At 68.9% G+C, this 20,139-nt stretch carries 15 protein-coding genes and 4 tRNA genes; 11 read left to right on the top strand and 8 right to left on the bottom strand.

The features are described 5' to 3' along the window. The coding region (locus AB0D57_RS15075) for a DEAD/DEAH box helicase (protein ID WP_362071772.1) at window positions 1-1,825 on the bottom strand (1,825 nt) is incomplete at its 3' end. Window positions 1,826-2,953: 1,128 nt separating this feature from the next. Continuing rightward, the gene (locus AB0D57_RS15080; RefSeq protein ID WP_362071819.1) at window positions 2,954-3,010 is read right to left on the bottom strand and encodes a hypothetical protein; all 57 of its coding nucleotides are present in this window, start codon (window positions 3,008-3,010) and stop codon (window positions 2,954-2,956) included. 648 nt (window positions 3,011-3,658) lie between these two features. Between AB0D57_RS15080 and AB0D57_RS15085 the strand changes: the two genes are divergently transcribed. The 9 genes from AB0D57_RS15085 (at window position 3,659) to AB0D57_RS15125 (ending at window position 11,443) form a co-directional block, all read left to right on the top strand. Further along, window positions 3,659-4,009: a metallopeptidase family protein gene (locus tag AB0D57_RS15085; protein ID WP_362071774.1), complete on the top strand. Its 351-nt coding sequence runs from the start codon at window positions 3,659-3,661 to the stop codon at window positions 4,007-4,009. Between the two features lie 131 nt (window positions 4,010-4,140). Next, the gene (locus AB0D57_RS15090; protein ID WP_362071776.1) at window positions 4,141-5,697 is read left to right on the top strand and encodes a metallophosphoesterase; all 1,557 of its coding nucleotides are present in this window, start codon (window positions 4,141-4,143) and stop codon (window positions 5,695-5,697) included. A gap of 203 nt (window positions 5,698-5,900) precedes the next feature. Continuing rightward, window positions 5,901-5,973: transfer RNA gene (locus AB0D57_RS15095), tRNA-Glu, on the top strand. Between the two features lie 46 nt (window positions 5,974-6,019). Then, window positions 6,020-6,094: transfer RNA gene (locus AB0D57_RS15100), tRNA-Asp, on the top strand. Window positions 6,095-6,118: 24 nt separating this feature from the next. Next, window positions 6,119-6,192 (top strand) — tRNA-Phe (locus AB0D57_RS15105). A gap of 142 nt (window positions 6,193-6,334) precedes the next feature. Beyond that, window positions 6,335-6,733, top strand: coding sequence for a hypothetical protein (locus AB0D57_RS15110; protein ID WP_362071778.1), 399 nt, complete (start codon window positions 6,335-6,337; stop codon window positions 6,731-6,733). Between the two features lie 89 nt (window positions 6,734-6,822). Beyond that, window positions 6,823-10,767, top strand: a complete 3,945-nt coding sequence (gene hrpA, locus AB0D57_RS15115; RefSeq protein ID WP_362071780.1) for an ATP-dependent RNA helicase HrpA — start codon at window positions 6,823-6,825, stop codon at window positions 10,765-10,767. Window positions 10,768-10,862: 95 nt separating this feature from the next. Then, window positions 10,863-10,937 (top strand) — tRNA-Asp (locus AB0D57_RS15120). A 305-nt stretch (window positions 10,938-11,242) separates the two neighbouring features. Then, entirely contained in the window at window positions 11,243-11,443 is a 201-nt protein-coding gene (locus AB0D57_RS15125; protein WP_362071782.1) for a DUF6274 family protein, read from the top strand. A gap of 529 nt (window positions 11,444-11,972) precedes the next feature. On the opposite strand, the gene bldC is transcribed toward AB0D57_RS15125, so the two are convergent. Continuing rightward, a complete protein-coding gene (gene bldC, locus AB0D57_RS15130; protein WP_003949541.1) occupies window positions 11,973-12,179 on the bottom strand; it encodes a developmental transcriptional regulator BldC in 207 nt (68 codons plus the stop codon). 591 nt (window positions 12,180-12,770) lie between these two features. Beyond that, entirely contained in the window at window positions 12,771-13,619 is an 849-nt protein-coding gene (locus tag AB0D57_RS15135; RefSeq protein ID WP_362071784.1) for a hypothetical protein, read from the bottom strand. A 246-nt stretch (window positions 13,620-13,865) separates the two neighbouring features. On the opposite strand from AB0D57_RS15135, the gene AB0D57_RS15140 reads away from it, so the two are divergent. Continuing rightward, window positions 13,866-14,960: a Glu/Leu/Phe/Val dehydrogenase dimerization domain-containing protein gene (locus AB0D57_RS15140; RefSeq protein WP_362071786.1), complete on the top strand. Its 1,095-nt coding sequence runs from the start codon at window positions 13,866-13,868 to the stop codon at window positions 14,958-14,960. Window positions 14,961-15,282: 322 nt separating this feature from the next. After that, entirely contained in the window at window positions 15,283-15,540 is a 258-nt protein-coding gene (locus AB0D57_RS15145; RefSeq protein ID WP_362071788.1) for a DUF3073 domain-containing protein, read from the top strand. Between the two features lie 215 nt (window positions 15,541-15,755). On the opposite strand, the gene purM is transcribed toward AB0D57_RS15145, so the two are convergent. The 4 genes from purM to AB0D57_RS15165 all read right to left on the bottom strand — a co-directional run bounded on the left by purM (window position 15,756) and on the right by AB0D57_RS15165 (window position 20,138). Beyond that, on the bottom strand, window positions 15,756-16,856 hold the full coding sequence (gene purM / locus AB0D57_RS15150; protein ID WP_362071790.1) for a phosphoribosylformylglycinamidine cyclo-ligase: 1,101 nt from the start codon (window positions 16,854-16,856) through the stop codon (window positions 15,756-15,758). Between the two features lie 40 nt (window positions 16,857-16,896). Further along, window positions 16,897-18,423 carry an amidophosphoribosyltransferase gene (purF, locus tag AB0D57_RS15155; RefSeq protein WP_362071792.1) on the bottom strand — a complete coding sequence of 509 codons (1,527 nt, stop codon included), beginning with the start codon at window positions 18,421-18,423 and terminating at the stop codon, window positions 16,897-16,899. 61 nt (window positions 18,424-18,484) lie between these two features. Continuing rightward, window positions 18,485-19,267 (bottom strand): META domain-containing protein, encoded by a 783-nt coding sequence (locus AB0D57_RS15160; protein WP_362071794.1) that lies wholly within the window; start codon window positions 19,265-19,267, stop codon window positions 18,485-18,487. Window positions 19,268-19,343: 76 nt separating this feature from the next. Then, on the bottom strand, window positions 19,344-20,138 hold the full coding sequence (locus tag AB0D57_RS15165) for a sterol carrier family protein (RefSeq protein WP_362071796.1): 795 nt from the start codon (window positions 20,136-20,138) through the stop codon (window positions 19,344-19,346). Window position 20,139: the final 1 nt, after the last annotated feature.

The raw sequence follows: 20,139 nt of genomic DNA on the forward strand, positions 1-20,139 counted from the left end.
CGTCACGACGGTCACGGTTGAACCCACCGCGGTCGCCACCACGGTCGTCACGACGCTCGAAGGTACGACCGCCACGGTCGCCGCCACGGTCGTCACGACGGTCACGGTTGAACCCACCGCGGTCGCCGCCACGCTCGAAGGAACGGCCACCACGGTCGCCGCCACGGTCGTCACGACGGTCACGGTTGAAGCCGCCCCGGTCGTCACGACGCTCGTAGTTGCCCCGCTCGTCGCGGCGCTGACGCGGCTGCTCGTAGGACGAACGCTCGGCAGGCTGCTCGGACACGGCGGGCGTCTCGGCCGGAGCCGCGGCCACGGCCTGCTCGGCGATGGCCTCCGCGGCGGCGGCAACGGCCGCCTCCGGGTCCTCGCCCCGCTCACGCGCGGCACGGGCGACCAGCCGGTCGGCCTCACCGCGCAGCTCGACCGCACGGCGCTGCGCGCGCTCCAGCTCCTTCGTGAGCTGCGACACCTCGCGCTCGGCCTGCTGTGCGGCGTCGCCCGCCGACTGGGCCTGGACCTCGGTCATCGAGCGGGCGCCGGTGATGTCGGCGACCTCGGGCTCGAAGGCCGTACCGGAGTTGATGATGTGACGCGCGGCGTCGACGCCCGCGTCCTCCATCAGCCGGAAGATCTGACGGCGCTGGTGCGGCAGGGACAGTGACACGACGGTGCCGGAGCGGCCCGCGCGAGCGGTACGGCCGGAGCGGTGCAGGTAGTCCTTGTGGTCACCGGCGGGGTCGACGTTCAGCACCAGGTCGATGCCGTCGACGTGGATACCGCGGGCGGCGACGTCGGTCGCGACGAGCGCGTTGACGTAGCCGTCCTTGAAGTCCGCCAGCGTCCGGGTCCGCGCGCCCTGCGTCATACCGCCGTGCAGCGCGTCCGCCTTCACACCGGCGTCGCGCAGCTGCTCGGCGATACGGTCGGCGCCGAGCTGGGTGCGGACGAAGATGATCGTGCGGCCCTTGCGGGAGGCGATGGCCGCCGTGACCGGCGCCTTGTCCTTGGGCTTCACGATGAGGATGTGGTGCGACATGGTCGTGACGTTGCCCTGGGCGCTGTCGACCTCGTGCGTGACCGGGTTGGTCAGGTAGCGCTTGACCAGCGTGGAGATCTCGTTCTCCATGGTGGCCGAGAACAGCATGCGCTGGCCGCCGGCCGGGACCTGGTCGAGCAGCTCCGTGACCTCGGGCAGGAAGCCCAGGTCGGACATCTGGTCGGCCTCGTCGAGAACCGCGATCTGAGTGTTCTCGAGCGAGCAGGCACCACGGTTGATGATGTCGCGCAGGCGGCCCGGGGTGGCGACGAGGACGTCGACGCCGCGCTCCAGGGCGTAGATCTGGTTGCCCATGGACGTACCGCCGCAGACGACCTTCATCTTCAGGCCGAGGACGTCGCCGTAGGGCTGGAGCGCGTCCGCGACCTGCATCGCGAGCTCACGGGTCGGCGTGAGGATGACCGCGCGGGGCTTCTTCTTCTCGGTGTGGCCGCCGGCGAGCTGCGCCAGGGTCGGCAGACCGAAGGAGAGGGTCTTGCCGGAGCCGGTGCGGCCACGGCCGAGGATGTCCTTGCCGGCCAGGGCGTCCGGAATGGTCGCGGCCTGGATCGGGAACGGGGTGGTCACGCCGTTCTGCGCGAGCTTGCGGACGACTCCCTCGGGGAGACCGAGGGAGGCGAAGGTGATCTCGGGGGTTTCGGGAGCCTCGGGAGCGGACTCGACGGCCTGGGCCGTCTCGACGGTCTCGACGGCCTGGATGCCCTCGTTGTTGTCGCCCTCGTTGTTCTCGGGCACGACGACGTGATCAGTACTGGAAACAGACATGCGAAATGCGAACCTTCCGGAGTTCTTTCGGCACGCGCCCAAACTCCGTGAAGTCGCAATCGACCGCCTCTATGCGGTCCGGCCACGGCAAGGGAGAGTACGCGCCACACGCGGCGCTCTCTGCAATGGCGCCGGGCAAATGGGATCAAACGATCTACCACCATACGCACCCCCCACCCCCGAAGGCAAACCGAGCCTCAAAGGCGCAGGTCAGGGAGGTTTGAATGGTCAGCCGACCCGGCGTTTGAGGACGAGTCGCGCCCCGGCGACGACGGCGGAGGCCTGTTCAGGAGCGGCGGCCGGGGCACGTCCAAGGTTAGCGGTGGACGGCCTGAAGGCACCCGTCCAGGGGCCGTGACGGCGGACACACCCGGCGCGGCGATGGCGGGCGCACCCGGCGCGGCGGGGCGAACGCACCCCGCACCGTGGGGGCGAGCACCCGATGCGGTCACACCCGATGCGACGCGGACTACACCGGCTCCCCGGCCCGAGGCGCCGGCTCCCGCTCCACCAGCTGCGTGGTCTGCTCGTGCGCCGACGACGACGGCTCCGCCGTACTCGGCTCGGACGACGGCGACACGGGCGGAGGAGGCGGAGGGGGCGACGGAGGTGGCGTGGGATCAGCCGTCGCATCGGGGGCACTCGGCTCCCCCGTCGACGGCGCGGACTGCTCCGGCTGCCCCTGCCCGCCCCCCTTCCCCGTCGCCTTGGCGGACGGCTTCGCACCCTTGGACGCCGACGCGGACGGAGAAGCCGACCCGGACGCCGATTCACCGGGCTTGAGCGAGGTGTCCCCCTTCGCCCCCGTTCCTCCGCGGATCCCGGCACCGCCGCTCACCGCGGACCCCCCGTCCGGCGCCTCGCCGCCCCGCCGACCCGCCGAGTGCGAGGGCCCGGGGCTGCCCCCGTCGTCGCCCACGCTCATACAGCCGGCGGCGGCCGCGACAGCCATGACCGTGGCGGCCAGACGGACGGGTACATACAAGGCGCGCACTGGCAGCCACCTCCGAGGGCGAGGTCAGGGGGTCCCCCTGCCCAACTCCCGCCGCCCACAAGAAGACACGCGCGCCGAGCCCCGGGAACCGCCGAAGCCCCGAACCCCCGAACCCGACACCCACGCCGGCCGACTCACCCGTACCCGAGCGCGTGCAACCGCTCGTCATCGATCCCAAAGTGATGAGCGATCTCATGCGCGCAGGCTCGACATCACGTTCCTGCGGGACTCGAAGTTATTCGCGGAAGCGTGGGAGGGCTGGCCGCTCAGCGAGAAGCGCGAGATCCTCGGACTCGCGCTGAACCGGGCCTGGCTCTTCAAGGCTCGTACGTCAGGGGTGAAGCCCTCCGTGGACCGGTTCCGGTTCTGGTGGGTGGGTGACCCGGAGCCGACGAACATCGGTGCGCCCCTGACGCTGGCCGAGGCGGACTGAGACGGACGCCACATGAGGGCGGGCCAGGCCCGCCCGGGAACCGGCCCTTCGTGCGTTGCGTCACAGTCGGCCGAGCTGTCCGTGACGGAACAGGGTCCCAGGGGGCGGCGCTCCCGGCGGGACGGCCAGCCGGATCATGACCCGGATGACGACCACCATGGACGCCCGCTCCACGTTCGCCACGTCGCGAACGAACGGCGCGCACACGCCGTGGCTGGGCTCCCCGGACAAGTGGCTCCCCATTGCGGGGTGACCGCTTCCCCGGCGGCCACGGTCGTCCACTCCCCCCGTGGCGGATGGCTGGGGCCGTCGCCGTGTTCGTTAGGCACGTCCAGGCGAGGGTGCACGCGGTTTCGCCGGGTCCGCTCGTGCCCCACTCCACGCGATCGTCCCCGACAATGGCCATGTGCTGGAGATGACGCGCGATAGGTTCGAAGAACTGGTGAGTGAGGCCCTGGACCAGATCCCGCCGGAGCTGGCGCGGGTCATGGACAACGTTGCGGTGTTCGTCGAGGACGAACCACCCGCCGACGACCCCGAACTGCTCGGCCTGTACGAAGGAACCCCCCTCACGGAGCGTGGGGAGTGGTACGCCGGAGTCCTCCCCGACCGCATCACGATCTACGTGGGACCCACCCTGCGCTACTGCGAGACGCCGGAGGACGTGGTGCACGAAGTGGCCGTGACCGTCATCCATGAAGTGGCCCACCACTTCGGCATCGAGGACGCGCGGCTCCACGAACTGGGCTGGGGCTGACCTCCTGGCGTTCCCGAGACCCTCCCACCTCGCCCCTGACCAGGGATGGCCTCGTACGTGCGTCGGCAACGGCCCCCGCGCGAGACTCACGCCACCGCATACACACCCCAGCACTTGGGCATACGGGACCAATGGTCCGCGTCCCCGCTGCCGTAACCGCTCTCGCCACCGCTCTCGTCACCACCCTGGTCGCCGCCCTGCGCCGGGTGCGGACGAGCCCCCGCGCCCTGACCCGAGCCCGCCGCGCCCGCCGCCGTACGCAGCCCGTGACCGAACTCGGCCGACAGCCTCACCCGTTCACCCGGGCGCTCGGCCTGATGACCGTGGTCCTCCTCGGCGCCTGGCTGGGCCTGCTGATCGTGGGCAACGTGCGCGTTCCGGTCGGCCCCATGAACACCACGATGACCCTGCGCCCCTCGGTCACCGGCGGCACGAAGATCAACGTCTCTCCGCTCGGCGCCCTGGAGCTGAACAGCCACGTCGCCCCCGTCCGCCTCGACGTGAACGTCGACCAGCTCGACCCGGACCGCGCCCAGGCCCTGGTCGACCACCCGGAGCGGCTCTCGGGCCTGGAGGACGAGGTCGCGCGCGACGTCGGGCACGGCACGCTCGACCTGGCCGTGCGTTCCTGCGTCGCGGTCGTCTCCGGAGCGACGGCCCTCGGCCTCGCGGTCTACCGCCGCCCGCGCCGGGCCATGGCGGCCGGCGGTCTGGCCCTCGCCCTCCTCACCGCCTCCGGGGCGACCGCCGCCGCCACCTGGAACCCCGAATCGGTCCTGGAGCCGAAGTTCTCGGGGCTCCTCTCCTCCGCCCCCTCCCTCGTCGGCGACGCCCGCAGCATCGTCAGCGAATTCGATGTCTACCAGGAGGAGTTGGCACGCCTGGTGACGAACGTGACGAAGCTCTACGACGTCACGTCCACGCTCCCGACATACGAGCCGGACCCGACCACGATCCGGGTCCTGCACGTCTCCGACATCCACCTCAACCCGGCGAGCTGGAAGATCATCGCTTCGCTGGTGAAGCAGTACGAGATCAATGTGATCGTCGACTCCGGCGACACCATGGACCACGGCACGTCGGCCGAGAACGGCTTCCTGGACCCGATCGCGGACCTGGGCGCGCCCTACGTCTGGGTCAGGGGCAACCACGACTCCCTCGTCACCCAGCGCTACCTGGAACGCATGAAGAACGTGCACGTCCTGGACGACGGCCGGGCCCTCTCGATCGCCGGCCTGCGCTTCGCGGGCATCGGCGATCCACAGTTCACCCCTGACCGCACGGCCGTACCGGGCGCCGCCGCGACCCAGGAACTGGCCGGCGCGCGCCTCGCCTCGGCCCTGCGCGACCAGCGGGCGGCCGGCACCCCTGTCGACATCGCCATCGCCCACGAGCCGTCGGCGGCCCGGGAGACGGACGGCGAGGTGCCACTGGTCCTGGCCGGCCATCTGCACCACGAGGAGATGGAGGTCATGAAGCGCGGCACGCGGCTGCGTATCGAGGGCTCGACCGGCGGCAGCGGACTGCGCGCGATCGAGGGCAAGTACCCCGACCCCATCCAGGCCTCGATCCTCTACCTGGACCGGGACAGCCGCCGCCTCCAGGCCTGGGACGAGATCAAACTGGGCGGCCTGGGCCTGACGACGGCCGAGGTCAGCCGCCACCTGCCCGAGGAAAACCGGCCCTGAGCCGCCATCCACTATCTGGTTTGGTCCGCGTCCAGGCCGCGTAGTACAGTCTGTTCGTGCCCAAGGGCGCCGGTCAGGGCTTGACCGTCCCGAGCTTCCGTCGAAGCGAAGGAGAAGCGGAACCCCTCGGGGGAAAGCGGAGTCACATGCTTCTCACGTCCCCTCGGGAACGCGAAGACGAAGCAGAGCGGTACTGGCTGTCTGCCCTCATCGTCTAGCGGCCTAGGACGCCGCCCTTTCAAGGCGGTAGCACGGGTTCGAATCCCGTTGGGGGCACGCAATACCGTGTGCGACACTATTTACGCGTCGCACGCAACAGCTTGGTCCTGTGGAGCAGTTTGGAGTGCTCGCCACCCTGTCAAGGTGGAGGCCGCGGGTTCAAATCCCGTCAGGACCGCTGAGGTTTCACATGAAACCTCTCGGCTGGGTAGCTCAGTTGGTACGAGCGACCGCCTGAAAAGCGGTAGGTCGCCGGTTCGACCCCGGCCCCAGCCACAGCTAAGGCCCCGATCTTCGGATCGGGGCCTTGTTGTATTTCTGGTGCAGCATGCAATCGCTTGGCATGCCCTGTGCAAGGCACTACGTTCTGGCTTGCCCACGCGGTGGTGCGGGGCGAAAACCAATGGTGGTGGGCAAAGTGAGCAAGGACGGGGCGAGGCCGATGCGGGAGCTCGACCTGGAGCGGTACCGGGCTCGGTACGGGCTGCAGGCGGTGCTCCTGAGCAACCTCGCGATCGCTGTCGTCGCGATCGTCGGCGTGTGGCGCCTGGACGGCGACAAAGCGGTGATCGTCGGGGTTCTGACCTCGGCCTTCACCGCGGTCAGCAGCATGACCACGGCCTACCTCGGCATCAAGGCCGTCTCCAACACCGCCAAGGCGATGTCCCAAGGCGATTCCTCTCGCCGCGAGCCGACAACGCCCTCACAACAACCCCAGACGCCGGCCGCAGCACCGGTCACGACACCAGTCACGACACCGGCCACGACACCAGTCACGGCACCGGCCGCCACCACCCCGGCGCCCCGCAGCATCTGACCGAACGCCCCACCCTGCCCGCCCGCCGGAGGCCTCCCCCGCAAAAGGGTTCGCCAGGAATTTCGGCGAGGTGAGATCCTGGACCGCGTATGTCTACGCATCCTGCCCCCGTCCTCGGCGATCTCGCCCCCCGCCTGGCTGAGCTGTCCCTGCGCGACGCGCACCGGCTCGGGCGCAGGCTCGAGGGCGCGCGCCGGATCCGCAAGCCCGAGGCCCGGGCCGCCGTGCTCGCCGAGATCGAGGCGGAGGTCACCAAGGCCGAGGCCCGTATGGCCGAGCGTCGCGCCCGCGTGCCCGCCGTCACGTACCCCGAGCAGCTCCCGGTCAGCCAGAAGAAGGACGACATCGCGGCGGCCATCCGCGATCATCAGGTCGTCATCGTCGCCGGTGAGACCGGGTCCGGTAAGACCACCCAGATTCCGAAGATCTGTCTCGAACTCGGGCGCGGCGTCCGCGGCATGGTCGGGCACACCCAGCCCCGCCGTATCGCCGCCCGCACCGTCGCCGAGCGGGTCGCGGAGGAGCTCGACACGCCGCTGGGCGAAGCCGTCGGCTGGAAAGTCCGCTTCACCGACCAGGTGAACCCGGACGGCACCTTCGTCAAGCTCATGACGGACGGCATCCTGCTGGCCGAGATCCAGACGGACCGCGAGCTGCGCGCGTACGACACGATCATCATCGACGAGGCCCACGAGCGGTCCCTCAACATCGACTTCCTGCTGGGATATCTCGCGCAGCTGCTGCCCAAGCGGCCGGACCTCAAGGTCGTCATCACCTCCGCGACCATCGATCCCGAGCGCTTCTCCCGGCACTTCGGCGATGCGCCGATCGTCGAGGTCAGCGGGCGTACGTACCCCGTCGAGGTGCGTTATCGTCCCCTCCTCGAAGAGGACGGCGACGACTCCGACCGCGACCAGATCACCGCGATCTGCGACGCCGTCGAGGAGCTCCAGGGGGAAGGGAAGGGGGACATCCTCGTCTTCCTCTCCGGTGAGCGGGAGATCCGCGACACCGCCGACGCGCTGACGAAGAAGAACTACCGGTTCACCGAGGTCCTCCCTCTTTACGCGCGCCTCTCGCACGCCGAGCAGCACCGCGTCTTCCAGCCGCACACCGGTCGCAGGATCGTGCTGGCGACCAACGTCGCCGAGACCTCGCTCACCGTCCCGGGCATCAAGTACGTCATCGACCCGGGCGCCGCCCGTATCTCCAGGTACAGCCACCGCACCAAGGTCCAGCGCCTGCCCATCGAGCCGGTCTCGCAGGCCAGCGCCAACCAGCGCAAGGGCCGCTGCGGCCGGACCAGCGACGGCATCTGCATCCGCCTCTACAGCGAGGACGACTTCAACGCCCGCCCGGAGTTCACGGACGCGGAGATCCTCCGTACGAACCTGGCGAGCGTCATCCTGCAGATGACCGCGGCCGGCCTCGGGGACATCGAGAAGTTCCCGTTCATCGACCCGCCGGACCACCGCAACATCCGTGACGGCGTCCAGCTGCTCCAGGAGCTCGGCGCGCTGGACCCGACGGAGAAGGACGTACGCAAGCGGCTCACCCAGACCGGCCGCAAGCTCGCTCAGCTCCCCGTGGACCCGCGGCTGGCCCGCATGGTCCTGGAGGCCGACAAGAACGGCTGTGCGCGCGAGGTCATGGTGATCGCCGCCGCGCTCTCGATCCAGGACCCGCGCGAGCGCCCCGCCGACAAGCAGACGCAGGCCGACCAGCAGCACGCCCGCTTCAAGGACGAGACGAGCGATTTCCTCGCGTTCCTGAATCTGTGGCGGTATGTGCGCGAGCAGCAGAAGGAGCGGGGCTCGTCCGCGTTCCGTCGCATGTGCAAGCAGGAGTACCTGAACTTCCTGCGCATCCGCGAATGGCAGGACATCTACACCCAGCTCCGCACGGTCGCCAAGCAGATGGGCATCCATCTGAACGAGGACGACGCGGCCGACCAGAGCGTCCACGTCTCGCTGCTGGCCGGCCTCCTCTCCCACGTCGGCATGAAGGACGTGAAGGAGGGCGCGAAGAACGAGTACCTGGGTGCCCGCAACGCCAAGTTCGCGATCTTCCCGGGCTCGGCCCTCTTCAAGAAGCCCCCGCGTTTCGTGATGTCCGCCGAGCTGGTCGAGACGTCCCGTCTGTGGGCCCGCGTCAATGCGAAGATCGAGCCCGAGTGGGTCGAACCCCTCGCCGGACACCTCCTCAAGCGCACGTACAGCGAGCCGCACTGGGAGAAGGACCAGGCGGCGGTGATGGCGTACGAGAAGGTCACGCTGTACGGCGTACCGATCGTCGCGCAGCGGAAGGTCAACTACGGTCGCATCGACCCGGAGACGTCCCGCGAACTTTTCATCCGCAACGCGCTGGTCGAGGGCGACTGGCGTACGCACCACAAGTTCTTCGCCGACAACCGCAAGCTCCTCACCGAGGTCGAGGAGTTGGAGCACCGCGCCCGCCGTCGGGACATCCTGGTCGACGACGAGACGCTGTTCGACTTCTACGACCAGCGAGTACCCGAGCACGTCGTGTCCGGCGCGCACTTCGACTCCTGGTGGAAGCACAAGCGCCACGACGAGCCCGAGCTTCTCGACTTCGAGCGCTCGATGCTCATCAACGAGAAGGCCGGGGCGGTCACGAAGGACGACTACCCCGACTCCTGGCGCCAGGGACGGCTCAAGTTCCGGGTGACGTACCAGTTCGAGCCGGGCGCGGACGCCGACGGTGTGACCGTCCACATCCCGCTCCAGGTCCTGAACCAGGTCACCGACGAGGGCTTCGACTGGCAGATCCCGGGATCGCGGGAAGAGGTGGTGACGGAGCTGATCCGTTCGCTCCCGAAGCCCATCCGCCGCCATTACGTTCCCGCCCCGAACGTCGCGCAGAAGTTCCTGGAGCGGGCCGTGCCCCTCCAGGAGCCGCTGACGCTGACCATGGCGCGGGAGCTGAAGCGGATGGTCGGGGTGCCGCTGACGGCCGACGACTTCGACTGGTCCCGGGTCCCCGACCATCTGAAGATCACCTTCCGGATCGTCGACGAGCGGCGCCGCAAGCTCGCCGAGGACAAGGACCTGGAGGCACTGAAGCTCCGGCTGAAGCCGAAGGCACGCCAGGCGATCTCGCAGGCCGCGGCGGCCATCGCCGAGCGCGAGGGCGGCGAGTCCCTGGAGCGTACGGGCCTCACGGACTGGACGATCGGCTCGCTCACTCGTGTGTTCGAGACACGCCGGGCGGGTCAGCCGGTGAAGGCGTACCCGGCCCTGGTCGACGACGGCGACACCGTCTCCGTACGGCTCTTCGACACGGAGGCCGAGCAGGCGCAGGCCATGTGGCGGGGCAGCCGGCGGCTGATCCTGCGCAACATCCCGGTGAACCCGGCCAAGTTCGCCTCGGACAAGCTCACGAACGCTCAGAAGCTCGCCCTGTCCGCCAATCCGCACGGCTCGATCCAGGCCCTCTTCGACGACTGCGCGATGGCCGCCGCGGACAAACTGATCGGGGATTTCGGGGGGCCGGCGTGGGACGAGGAGTCGCATCGGAAGCTGTACGACAAGGTGCGCGCCGAGATCGTCGACACGACGGTCCGTACGGTGGGCCAGGTGCAGCAGGTCCTCGCCGCCTGGCAGTCCTGTGAGCGCCGTCTGAAGGCCACCCGCAGCCCCACGCTCCTGGCGAACCTCACGGACGTACGGACGCAGCTGGACGCCCTTGTGAAGCCCGGCTTCGTGACGGAGACCGGCCTTCGTCGCCTCCCGGACCTGATGCGCTATCTGGTCGCCGCCGACCGGCGCCTGCAGCAGATGCCGACCGGCGCCCAGCGGGACACCTCCCGCATGGAGAAGGTCCACGAGATGCAGGACGAGTACGCGTGGCTCCTCGAGCAGCTGCCGCAGGGCCGGCCCGTGCCCCGGCAGGTCCTGGACATCCGCTGGATGATCGAGGAGCTCCGGGTCAGCTACTTCGCCCATGCGCTCGGCACGGCGTACCCCGTCTCCGACAAGCGCATCGTGAAGGCGATCGACGCGGCGGCGCCGTAACGGCGCCTGTACGGTGGGTGAGTTCGACCCCGGGCTCACCCTCCTGTACAGTCTCTTTTCGCAGCACAACGCAAGAACAAGTCGCTGTAAAGCTTGGTCCTGTGGAGCAGTTTGGAGTGCTCGCCACCCTGTCAAGGTGGAGGCCGCGGGTTCAAATCCCGTCAGGACCGCATAGATGAGGAAGGCCCCGCAACCGGCAACGGTGCGGGGCCTTCTTCGTGTCCCCACCCGCGCCCGTGGCGCCGCCGCAAGCGGACACAGCGACCCCCGTCAGGACCTCCTCGAAGACGGGCCCCGCACCCAGGCAATGGCTGCGGGGCCCTTTGCCGTGCCCCGCGAGAGCCCGCGTCTTCGGACCCGGACTCTTGTCCGTATGCCGCCCACCGATTCATCGGCGGAGTCTCCCGTGTCTTGACGGCGTCACATTCCGCGGGTACCTCAGAAGCCAGGGCACTCGACCCACTGGAGGTGACGCATGGCGGCATCCGCTCGACACGAGACGCGCGCTCTGCTGCGTGCCCATCTGTCGGCCGCCTCCGGGTACCGCCATCTGACGCGACACTGCCCGATCTGCCACCAGCTCCTGAGACTGGCCATGGAGCCCTCTCCGCGCCGTGAGGAGGGCGAGGCGGCGGTCGAGACGGCGACCGAGGACGAAAGTCCCTCCACGGCGTGACCAATGGCCGCGAGTGCGCCCCTCACGCAACGGGGGGCCACAGGGGGCGCCGTCCCAACTCCTTTAGCGCAGACGCGTCATGGGCGACAGGACCACGGCATGTGACGGGATTCACTGCATATGTTTTTGAAACTGCAGAACTTACACCCCACCTACAACTGGTCAATTTAATATGTGCAATTGCACCACTCGCCGAGGGCTCCCACAGGAGATCCGACACCCCTCCCCAGACTCCGACAAGGCCACTCACAGATCGACCACGCACGGTCAGGCCCGGTCGCCTCGCGGACGGAACTGAGCGCCTCGCACGAGCCCGGCGGCCCGGCCGCACACCCTGACCCACAGCCAGGGCACAAAAAAATCGCGCTGGACCCGGCGGAGTCCAGCGCGATCTACGACGCACCCTTGTCGCTTGTTCAATTGGGTCGGGCGTGGGCCCTGTTGGGGCAGAACCCGCGTCGCTTGGAGCTGTAGTGCGGACGTCAGGACAGGATGGGGGTCCCGCCGGAATGTCCGATTATGCGATTGTTCAGGCCTCGCTGCGCTGCTGCGGGATACCCGCGAGCAGTGCACGGACCTCCGCCTCGCGGTAGCGGCGATGCCCGCCGAGCGTGCGGATGGACGTTAGCTTGCCGGCCTTCGCCCACCGCGTGACCGTCTTGGGGTCGACACGGAACATGGTGGCGACCTCAGCCGGGGTCAGCAGCGGCTCGGCATCAGGGGTGCGAGCGGTCATGAGCGGCCTCCTCGGGAGAACCGAACCTTCTCGGTTCTTTCCTCTAAATTCTGCACCTTGACCCGCGTTGCCCGAAATGGCGGACACGGGTCGAGTCGGTTATAGGACGAACGGCTTGTCCTCGGCACTACAACTACACCATCCGTCCAGCCGCGTCGGCCAAACCGATGGAATTGCCCTCCCAGGTGTTCATCAGCGACGGAAGCCGATGGACCATGCCATAGCGGACAGTCACGCCACTGTGACGATCAGTCACAGGGCGATCAGGAGTCACCGGACCCCCCATAGCGTGCAATGCTGAGATTCCACCCATAAGTGGGTAGAAGGGGCCTCCCCCAGGCTCCTTGTCCTATTTTGGCACGAGGAAGGGCAAGGGGCGCAAGGGTCAGGTAAGTGCCGTCCGTCACGCTTGGCACCGTCTTGACACCCTGTTGATGCAAAAGCCCGGATCAGGACGTACGTCCCGCGCTGAGGGTTCTTCAACGTGCGAGGACCATACGCCAGTTCGACGGCCACTGGTGAGAAGCAGATCACACGGCTCACCCGCATCATGTGACCCACGCAACGCGCCCACGACGCGCCCGACGTGCCTCAGTTCGCCGACTGCCGGTCCCTGACCGACCGCCAGCGTTCCACGAGCCGCCCGTACGCCTCGCCCGCCGCGGCCCCGTCCCCGCTGCGCAGCCCCTCGATGCCCGCCGCGACGTCCGCCGCCGAGTGGTCACCCTCGAGCTGCTCCGCCGGCAGGACGTGCACGAGCCCGCCGTAATCCAGCTCGACCAGCGAGCGCGGATGGAATTCTTCCAGCCATCGCCCGACGTCCACCAAGCCGTCGATGAGCGGCCCCTCGTCGAGGGTGTCCTTGAGTGTCTTCAGGGCCCGCGCCGTCCGCCGCCGCGCCTGCACCATCGGCGTCCGGTAGCGCAGCACCGGCGCGGCTCCGTCGCCGCCCTCCCCCTTCTCGTACTCCCGCTCCTCGTCGGAGACGAGCACGAACCAGTTCAGCGGCACCTGCCAGGTCGACGTCAGGATCCACGGCCGGGCGTCCGGGTTGCGGGCCAGCCAGCGCTCGTAGTCCTGGGCGGCCTGGTGGCGTACGAGCGGAGGCAGGACCGCGTCCAGGACCGACGCCGGCAGTTCCTCGGCCAGCTCGCCCAGGGCCTGCCAGCCACGCAGCCGGGTGCGCCAGGGGCAGACGCAGAGCACCCCGTCGACGCTCAGGACGAACGCGTCGCCGCTCTCGTGCACCGGCACGGGGATCGGCGGGGTGGGCAGCAGGTCGGCCAGGGAGCGGCGCAGCTCGTCCTGGTACGAGGGGCGCTCGGGGCGCCGGGCGTAGCGCGACCAGTGGCCGCGCTCCGGCTCCGGGAAGGCGGCCAGCGGCTCGTACACGCGCAGATAGGACGTGTACGGGACGATCACCGAGGACACCTTGGGCACCCCTGCTCCTTCCCCAACGGGCCGGACGTGAAACCCGGGCGGGAACCCCGCTCAACCGCCACACGAGCGACCGGGAAAACACTGCAAATCGTCCCACGGTCGTGTGGATGTGTACTCCAAGAGAAGGTGATCCTGAACACCGCGCGGATGGTGGCCGGGCACAGGCTCTACCCTCGTGCCCACGGCGGCCCGCCATCCGCACGGGCACCGTCTCCAACCGCCGCTACTTACCTGGGAGTCACCACCGTGACCGACGTAACCGGCGCTCCTGCTGATGTCCTGCACACCCTGTTCCATTCGGACCAGGGCGGTCATGAGCAAGTAGTGCTCTGTCAGGACCGCGCCAGCGGTCTCAAGGCCGTCATCGCCATCCACTCCACCGCCCTGGGCCCCGCCCTCGGCGGCACGCGCTTCTACCCGTACGCGAACGAGGACGAGGCCGTCGCCGACGCGCTGAACCTGTCGCGCGGCATGTCGTACAAGAACGCCATGGCCGGTCTCGACCACGGCGGCGGCAAGGCCGTCATCATCGGCGACCCCGAGCAGATCAAGAGCGAGGCACTGCTCCTCGCGTACGGCCGGTTCGTGGCGTCGCTCGGCGGCCGGTACGTCACCGCGTGCGACGTCGGTACGTACGTCGCCGACATGGACGTCGTGGCGCGCGAGTGCCGCTGGACGACCGGCCGCTCGCCGGAGAACGGCGGCGCCGGGGACTCCTCCGTGCTGACCGCCTTCGGTGTCTTCCAGGGCATGCGGGCCTCGGCCCAGCACCTGTGGGGCGATCCGACGCTGCGCGGCCGTACGGTCGGCATCGCGGGCGTCGGCAAGGTGGGCCGCCACCTCGTGGACCATCTGCGCGAGGACGGCGCCGAGGTCGTGATCACAGACGTGCGGGCCGACTCCGTACAGCGGATTCTGGACAAGCACCCGACCGGTGTCAGGGCCGTCGCGGACACCGCGGCCCTCATCCGCACCGAAGGGCTCGACATCTACGCCCCCTGCGCGCTCGGCGGAGCGCTGAGCGACCACTCCGTGCCGGTGCTCACCGCGAAGATCGTGTGCGGTGCCGCCAACAACCAGCTGGCGCACCCGGGCGTGGAGAAGGACCTCGCGGACCGCGGGATCCTGTACGCCCCCGACTACGTGGTGAACGCGGGCGGTGTCATCCAGGTGGCGGACGAGTTGCACGGCTTCGACTTCGCGCGGTGCAAGGCGAAGGCGGCCAAGATCTTCGACACTACGCTGGCCATATTCGCACGTGCGAAGCAGGACGGGATTCCGCCGGCCGCCGCGGCCGACCGGATCGCCGAGCAGCGGATGGCGGAGGCGCGCCGCCGCTGATTGCGGAGCAATCCGGAACTGCTGATTCCGGCTTATTTGGCGCTTGTCAGGGACCCGCCGGGGGAACACTTGGAGAGAACTCTCACTCCTGTCGGCGGGTCGGGCGCCAAGAAGAGGTTAAAATCGCGGTTGACCAGCGGGGACAGGGCACCTCGCAGGTTCTGGGCACGGGCGCGTCCTGCGGGCGACGTACCGTATGGGCGCGGGCTCAGGTACCGTGGAAGCCCTACGGACCGGTCTCTCCACGGAGAGTCCGTTCCAGATTATGAACGCGTGTCAAGACTCTGGGGCCACCGAGCCCCGTATCCGAGGGGGTCGAGCCATGGGGCGCGGCCGGGCAAAGGCCAAGCAGACGAAGGTCGCCCGCCAGCTGAAGTACAGCAGCGGCGGGACTGACCTCTCGCGTCTGGCCAATGAGCTGGGCGCTTCGACTTCGAACCAGCCGCCGAATGGCGAGCCGTTCGAGGACGACGACGAGGAAGAAGACGACCCGTACGCCCAGTACGCGGATCTCTACAACGACGACGATGAGGACGAGGACGACCAGTCCGGTCCCCAGTCGCAACGTCGCGGCGCTTGACGCAACGGCGCTCCTCGCAGTTTTCGCGATCTCCCGTGACAGATCTTCCGGAGCAGATTTCTGTTGTTCGCAGCAGATTTCTGTTCACGGAAGCCCTGTCGGTGGATTTCTCGTAGCAACTGCACTTCGCCCGGTCCGGGGCCTCAGCGCCGGACCGGGTTTTGTGCTGCCCTGCACTCGTACACCGGGCGCGGGGCCGCACGGGCCCCGCGGGCCTACTTGGCGTAGTCCCCGACCAGGGCCGCGCCCGTGCTGTGCTCGCCACGCTCGGTGATCTCGCCGGCGATCCAGGCGTCCACACCACGGTCGGCGAGGGTGGCCAGGGCCACGTCCGCCGACTCCTCGGGGACGACCGCGATCATGCCGACGCCCATGTTCAGCGTCTTCTCCAGCTCCAGACGCTCGACGGCCCCGGTCTTGCCGACGAGGTCGAAGACCGGGGCCGGCGTCCAGGTCCCACGGTCGACGATCGCGTGCAGGCCGTCCGGGACGACACGGGCCAGGTTGGCCGCGAGACCGCCGCCCGTGATGTGGCTGTAGGCGTGCACCTGGGTGGTCCTGGTCAGCGCCAGGCAGTCCAGTGAGTAGATCTTGGTGGGCTCCAGGAGTTCTTCTCCCAGCGTGCGGCCGAACTCCTCGATGCGCTGGTCCAGGCTCAGGTTCGCCCGGTCGAAGAGGACATGCCGAACCAGGGAGTACCCGTTCGAGTGAAGACCTGAGGCCGCCATGGCGATCACCGCGTCACCCGTACGGATGCGATCCGGGCCGAGCAGTCGGTCGGCCTCGACCACACCGGTGCCCGCGCCCGCGACATCGAAGTCGTCGGGGCCCAGCAGACCCGGGTGCTCGGCCGTCTCGCCGCCCACGAGGGCGCAACCCGCGAGGACACAGCCCTCGGCGATGCCCTTCACGATGGCCGCGACACGCTCGGGGTGGACCTTGCCGACGCAGATGTAGTCGGTCATGAAGAGCGGCTCGGCACCGCACACCACGATGTCGTCCATGACCATCGCGACGAGGTCGTGGCCGATGGTGTCGTACACGCCGAGCTGCCGGGCGAGGTCGACCTTCGTGCCCACGCCGTCCGTGGCGGAGGCGAGCAGCGGACGCTCGTAACGCTTGAGGGCGGAGGCGTCGAAAAGGCCGGCGAAACCGCCGAGGCCGCCGAGGACCTCGGGGCGCTGCGTCTTCTTCACCCACTCCTTCATGAGCTCTACGGCGCGGTCGCCCGCTTCGATGTCGACGCCGGCAGCCGCGTAGGAGGCACCGGTACCTGTGCCCGGAGACGGAGTCTCCTGATCAGAAACAGCAGACATTGTCTGGAGATCTTTCGGGTTGGTGAGGGTGAAACGGGGCTCAGGGGCGACGGATGGCGTCGGCCGCGGCCGTGGCGGCGGGACCTGCCGCCAGCTCGGTCTCCAACAGCTGCTTGCCCAGCAGCTCCGGGTCGGGGAGGTCCATCGGGTACTCACCGTCGAAGCAGGCCCGGCACAGGTTCGGCTTGGCGATCGTGGTCGCCTCGATCATGCCGTCGATGGAGATGTACGAGAGGGAGTCGGCGCCCAGCGAGGTACCGATCTCCTCGATGGTCATGCCGTTGGCGATCAGCTCGGCGCGGGTCGCGAAGTCGATGCCGAAGAAGCAGGGCCACTTCACCGGAGGTGAGGAGATCCGGATGTGGACCTCGGCCGCACCCGCTTCGCGCAGCATGCGCACCAGCGCGCGCTGGGTGTTGCCGCGCACGATCGAGTCGTCGACGACGACCAGGCGCTTGCCCTTGATGACTTCCTTCAGAGGATTCAGCTTCAGCCGGATGCCCAGCTGGCGGATCGTCTGCGAGGGCTGGATGAAGGTCCGGCCGACGTACGCGTTCTTGACCAGACCCGCGCCGAAGGGAATGCCGCTGGCCTCCGCGTAACCGATCGCGGCGGGCGTCCCGGACTCCGGGGTCGCTATGACCAGATCGGCGTCCACAGGGGCTTCCTTGGCCAGCTTGCGGCCCATCTCGACGCGCGAGAGGTACACATTCCGACCGGCGATGTCCGTGTCGGGGCGGGCCAGATACACGTACTCGAAGACACAGCCCTTGGGCTTCGCTTCCGCGAAGCGCGAGGTGCGCAGACCGTTCTCGTCGATGGCGACGAACTCGCCCGGCTCGATCTCGCGGACGTAGGCGGCACCGCAGATGTCGAGGGCGGCGGACTCGGAGGCGACGACCCAGCCGCGCTCCAGGCGGCCGAGGACCAGCGGGCGGATGCCCTGTGGGTCCCGGGCGGCGTACAGGGTGTGCTCGTCCATGAAGACGAGGGAGAAGGCGCCCTTGACCTGCGGGAGGATCTTGGCGGAGGCCTCTTCTATGGTCAGCGGCTTGCCGTCGTCGTCCACCTGGGCGGCGAGCAGGGCCGTGAGCAGGTCGGTGTCGTTGGTGGCCGCCACGCGCGGGGTGCGGCCGTCCTGCTTGGGCAGGTCGGCGACCATCTCGGCGAGCTGCGCCGTGTTGACCAGGTTGCCGTTGTGGCCGAGCGCGATGGAGCCGTGCCCGGTGGCACGGAACGTCGGCTGGGCGTTCTCCCAGGTGGAGGCTCCGGTGGTCGAGTAGCGGGCGTGACCGACCGCGATATGACCCTGGAGCGAACCGAGAGAGGTTTCGTCGAAGACCTGGGACACGAGGCCCATGTCCTTGAAGACGAGGATCTGGGAGCCGTTGCTGACCGCGATACCCGCGGACTCCTGGCCCCGATGCTGGAGGGCGTAGAGCCCGAAGTAAGTGAGCTTGGCGACCTCTTCACCGGGGGCCCAGACTCCGAAGACGCCGCAAGCGTCCTGGGGGCCTTTCTCGCCGGGGAGCAGATCATGATTGAGTCGACCGTCACCACGTGGCACGCCTCCGAGTGTAGGCGAGATCGACCACTGGTCCGAATTGGGGATACGGGACCTTGATGGATCACTCGTCGGCGACAGCGCCGACACTCGTGCCGTTCTCGCTGGTCAGCGCGAGGGAACGGTGATCCAGCTGGTAGGTCACGGTGCCGTCGAAGAGGCTCAGCAGGGTCTTCTCCGTGTCCATGAGTGAGCCGTCGCACATCATCCGGGTGGTCTTCGGGGTGCCGAGGGTGATATGTCCGTCGCGGACGGTGGCGTTCGCGGACACGTCGTTGCAGCCGAGGTTGCCGGACAGGGTGCCCCGCTTCTCGTCCAGGACGAAGTGCGCCTTCGCTCCCGCCGGGAGGGAGTGGGCCGTGTCCCCGTCCCCGAGCGACGTGATGGTCCACTTGGTGCCGTAGAGGGGCGCGTCCTGCTCCTTGGAGAGACTGACCCGGTCGCCGCCGTCCGTGGTGAGGGTGAGCTTGTCGCCCTTGACCGCCGAGGTGAGCGTGTCGTCGGCGAACGTGCGGCTCATGCTCGCCTCGAAGGTCATCGGCTCCTTCGGGCAGCCCATGTCGGTCATCTGGATCTCCCCGAAGTCGACGCGGTCACCCTTGATGGTGGCGGTCGAGCCGAAGCCGTTGCAGCCGAAGTTGCCGCTGACCTCGCCGTCTTCGGCGATCTTCAGATACGCGCTGCCCGGTGACCGGCTGGTCTTCCCGTCCACGGTGAGACTGTCGACGGTCCAGTGGACGCCGGTGACGGGCGAAGACCCCACGGAATCACTGCCGGCCTCGGCGCCGCAGGCGATGGCGAGCGGAAACAGGGTCAGGACGCTGAGGGTCAGTCGCTGCTTGTCCATGGCGGTGGGACGGGAGTGGTGGGGTGGTTGGTTCCCTTCGGCACCTGAAGGTCAGCCCACGAGTTCAGCCCCTGCGTCAGCCCATGAGGGGCAGGACCCCGCTGAGATCCGCCCGTTCCCCGCTCGCGCTGACCTTGGCCTCGTCCAGGGCCGTCTTCCACTCCGTACGTCCCGTCGCGAGCCGGATCCAGGTCAGCGGGTCGGTCTCCACGACGTTCGGCGGCGTACCCCGGGTGTGCCGGGGGCCCGCCACGCACTGCACGACGGCGTACGGCGGGATCCGCACCTCCGTCGACGCGCCGGGCGCCTTCACGGCGAGCGCGTCGGCGAGCAGCCGGGTGCAGGCGGCGAGGGCCTGGCGGTCGAAGGGGATGTCGGTCCCGGCGGCGCGGTTCAGATCGTCGGTGTGGACGATGAGTTCGACCGTGCGAGTGACGAGGTAGTCGGCGAGGGTCATGGCACCGGTGCGCGCGGCGAGCAGCCGGTCGTCGGGGGCCGTGGCCAGGTGCTCGGTGATCCGGCTCTCGGTGCGGGCGTAGAGCGCGTCGAGGTCGAGGTTGCGCTCGGCGAGTTCCCGGCTGCTGTCGGCGATGTCGCCGGCCCTCTCCGCGGTCGCGAACGGCCAGTCGAGGAGGGCCAGCTCCTTGGCGGCGGGCTCCGGCCGGTCGATGTTCCGGCTGACGGTCTCGACGGCCATCGTGAGGTGCGCGGCCAACTCCCGCACGCTCCAGTCCCCGAGGTGCGTGGGCCGCGCCAACCGCTCCTCGTCGAGGGCGCGTACGCCTTCTCGTACATGCCGGAACTGCGCGAGCACCGCCGTGCGGATCTTCGCGGGGTCGTACGTGCGCATGCGTTTCCTGGCCAGAGGCATG

The sequence above is a fragment of the Streptomyces sp. NPDC048275 genome (genome assembly GCF_040652275.1).
GTDB lineage: Bacteria > Actinomycetota > Actinomycetes > Streptomycetales > Streptomycetaceae > Streptomyces.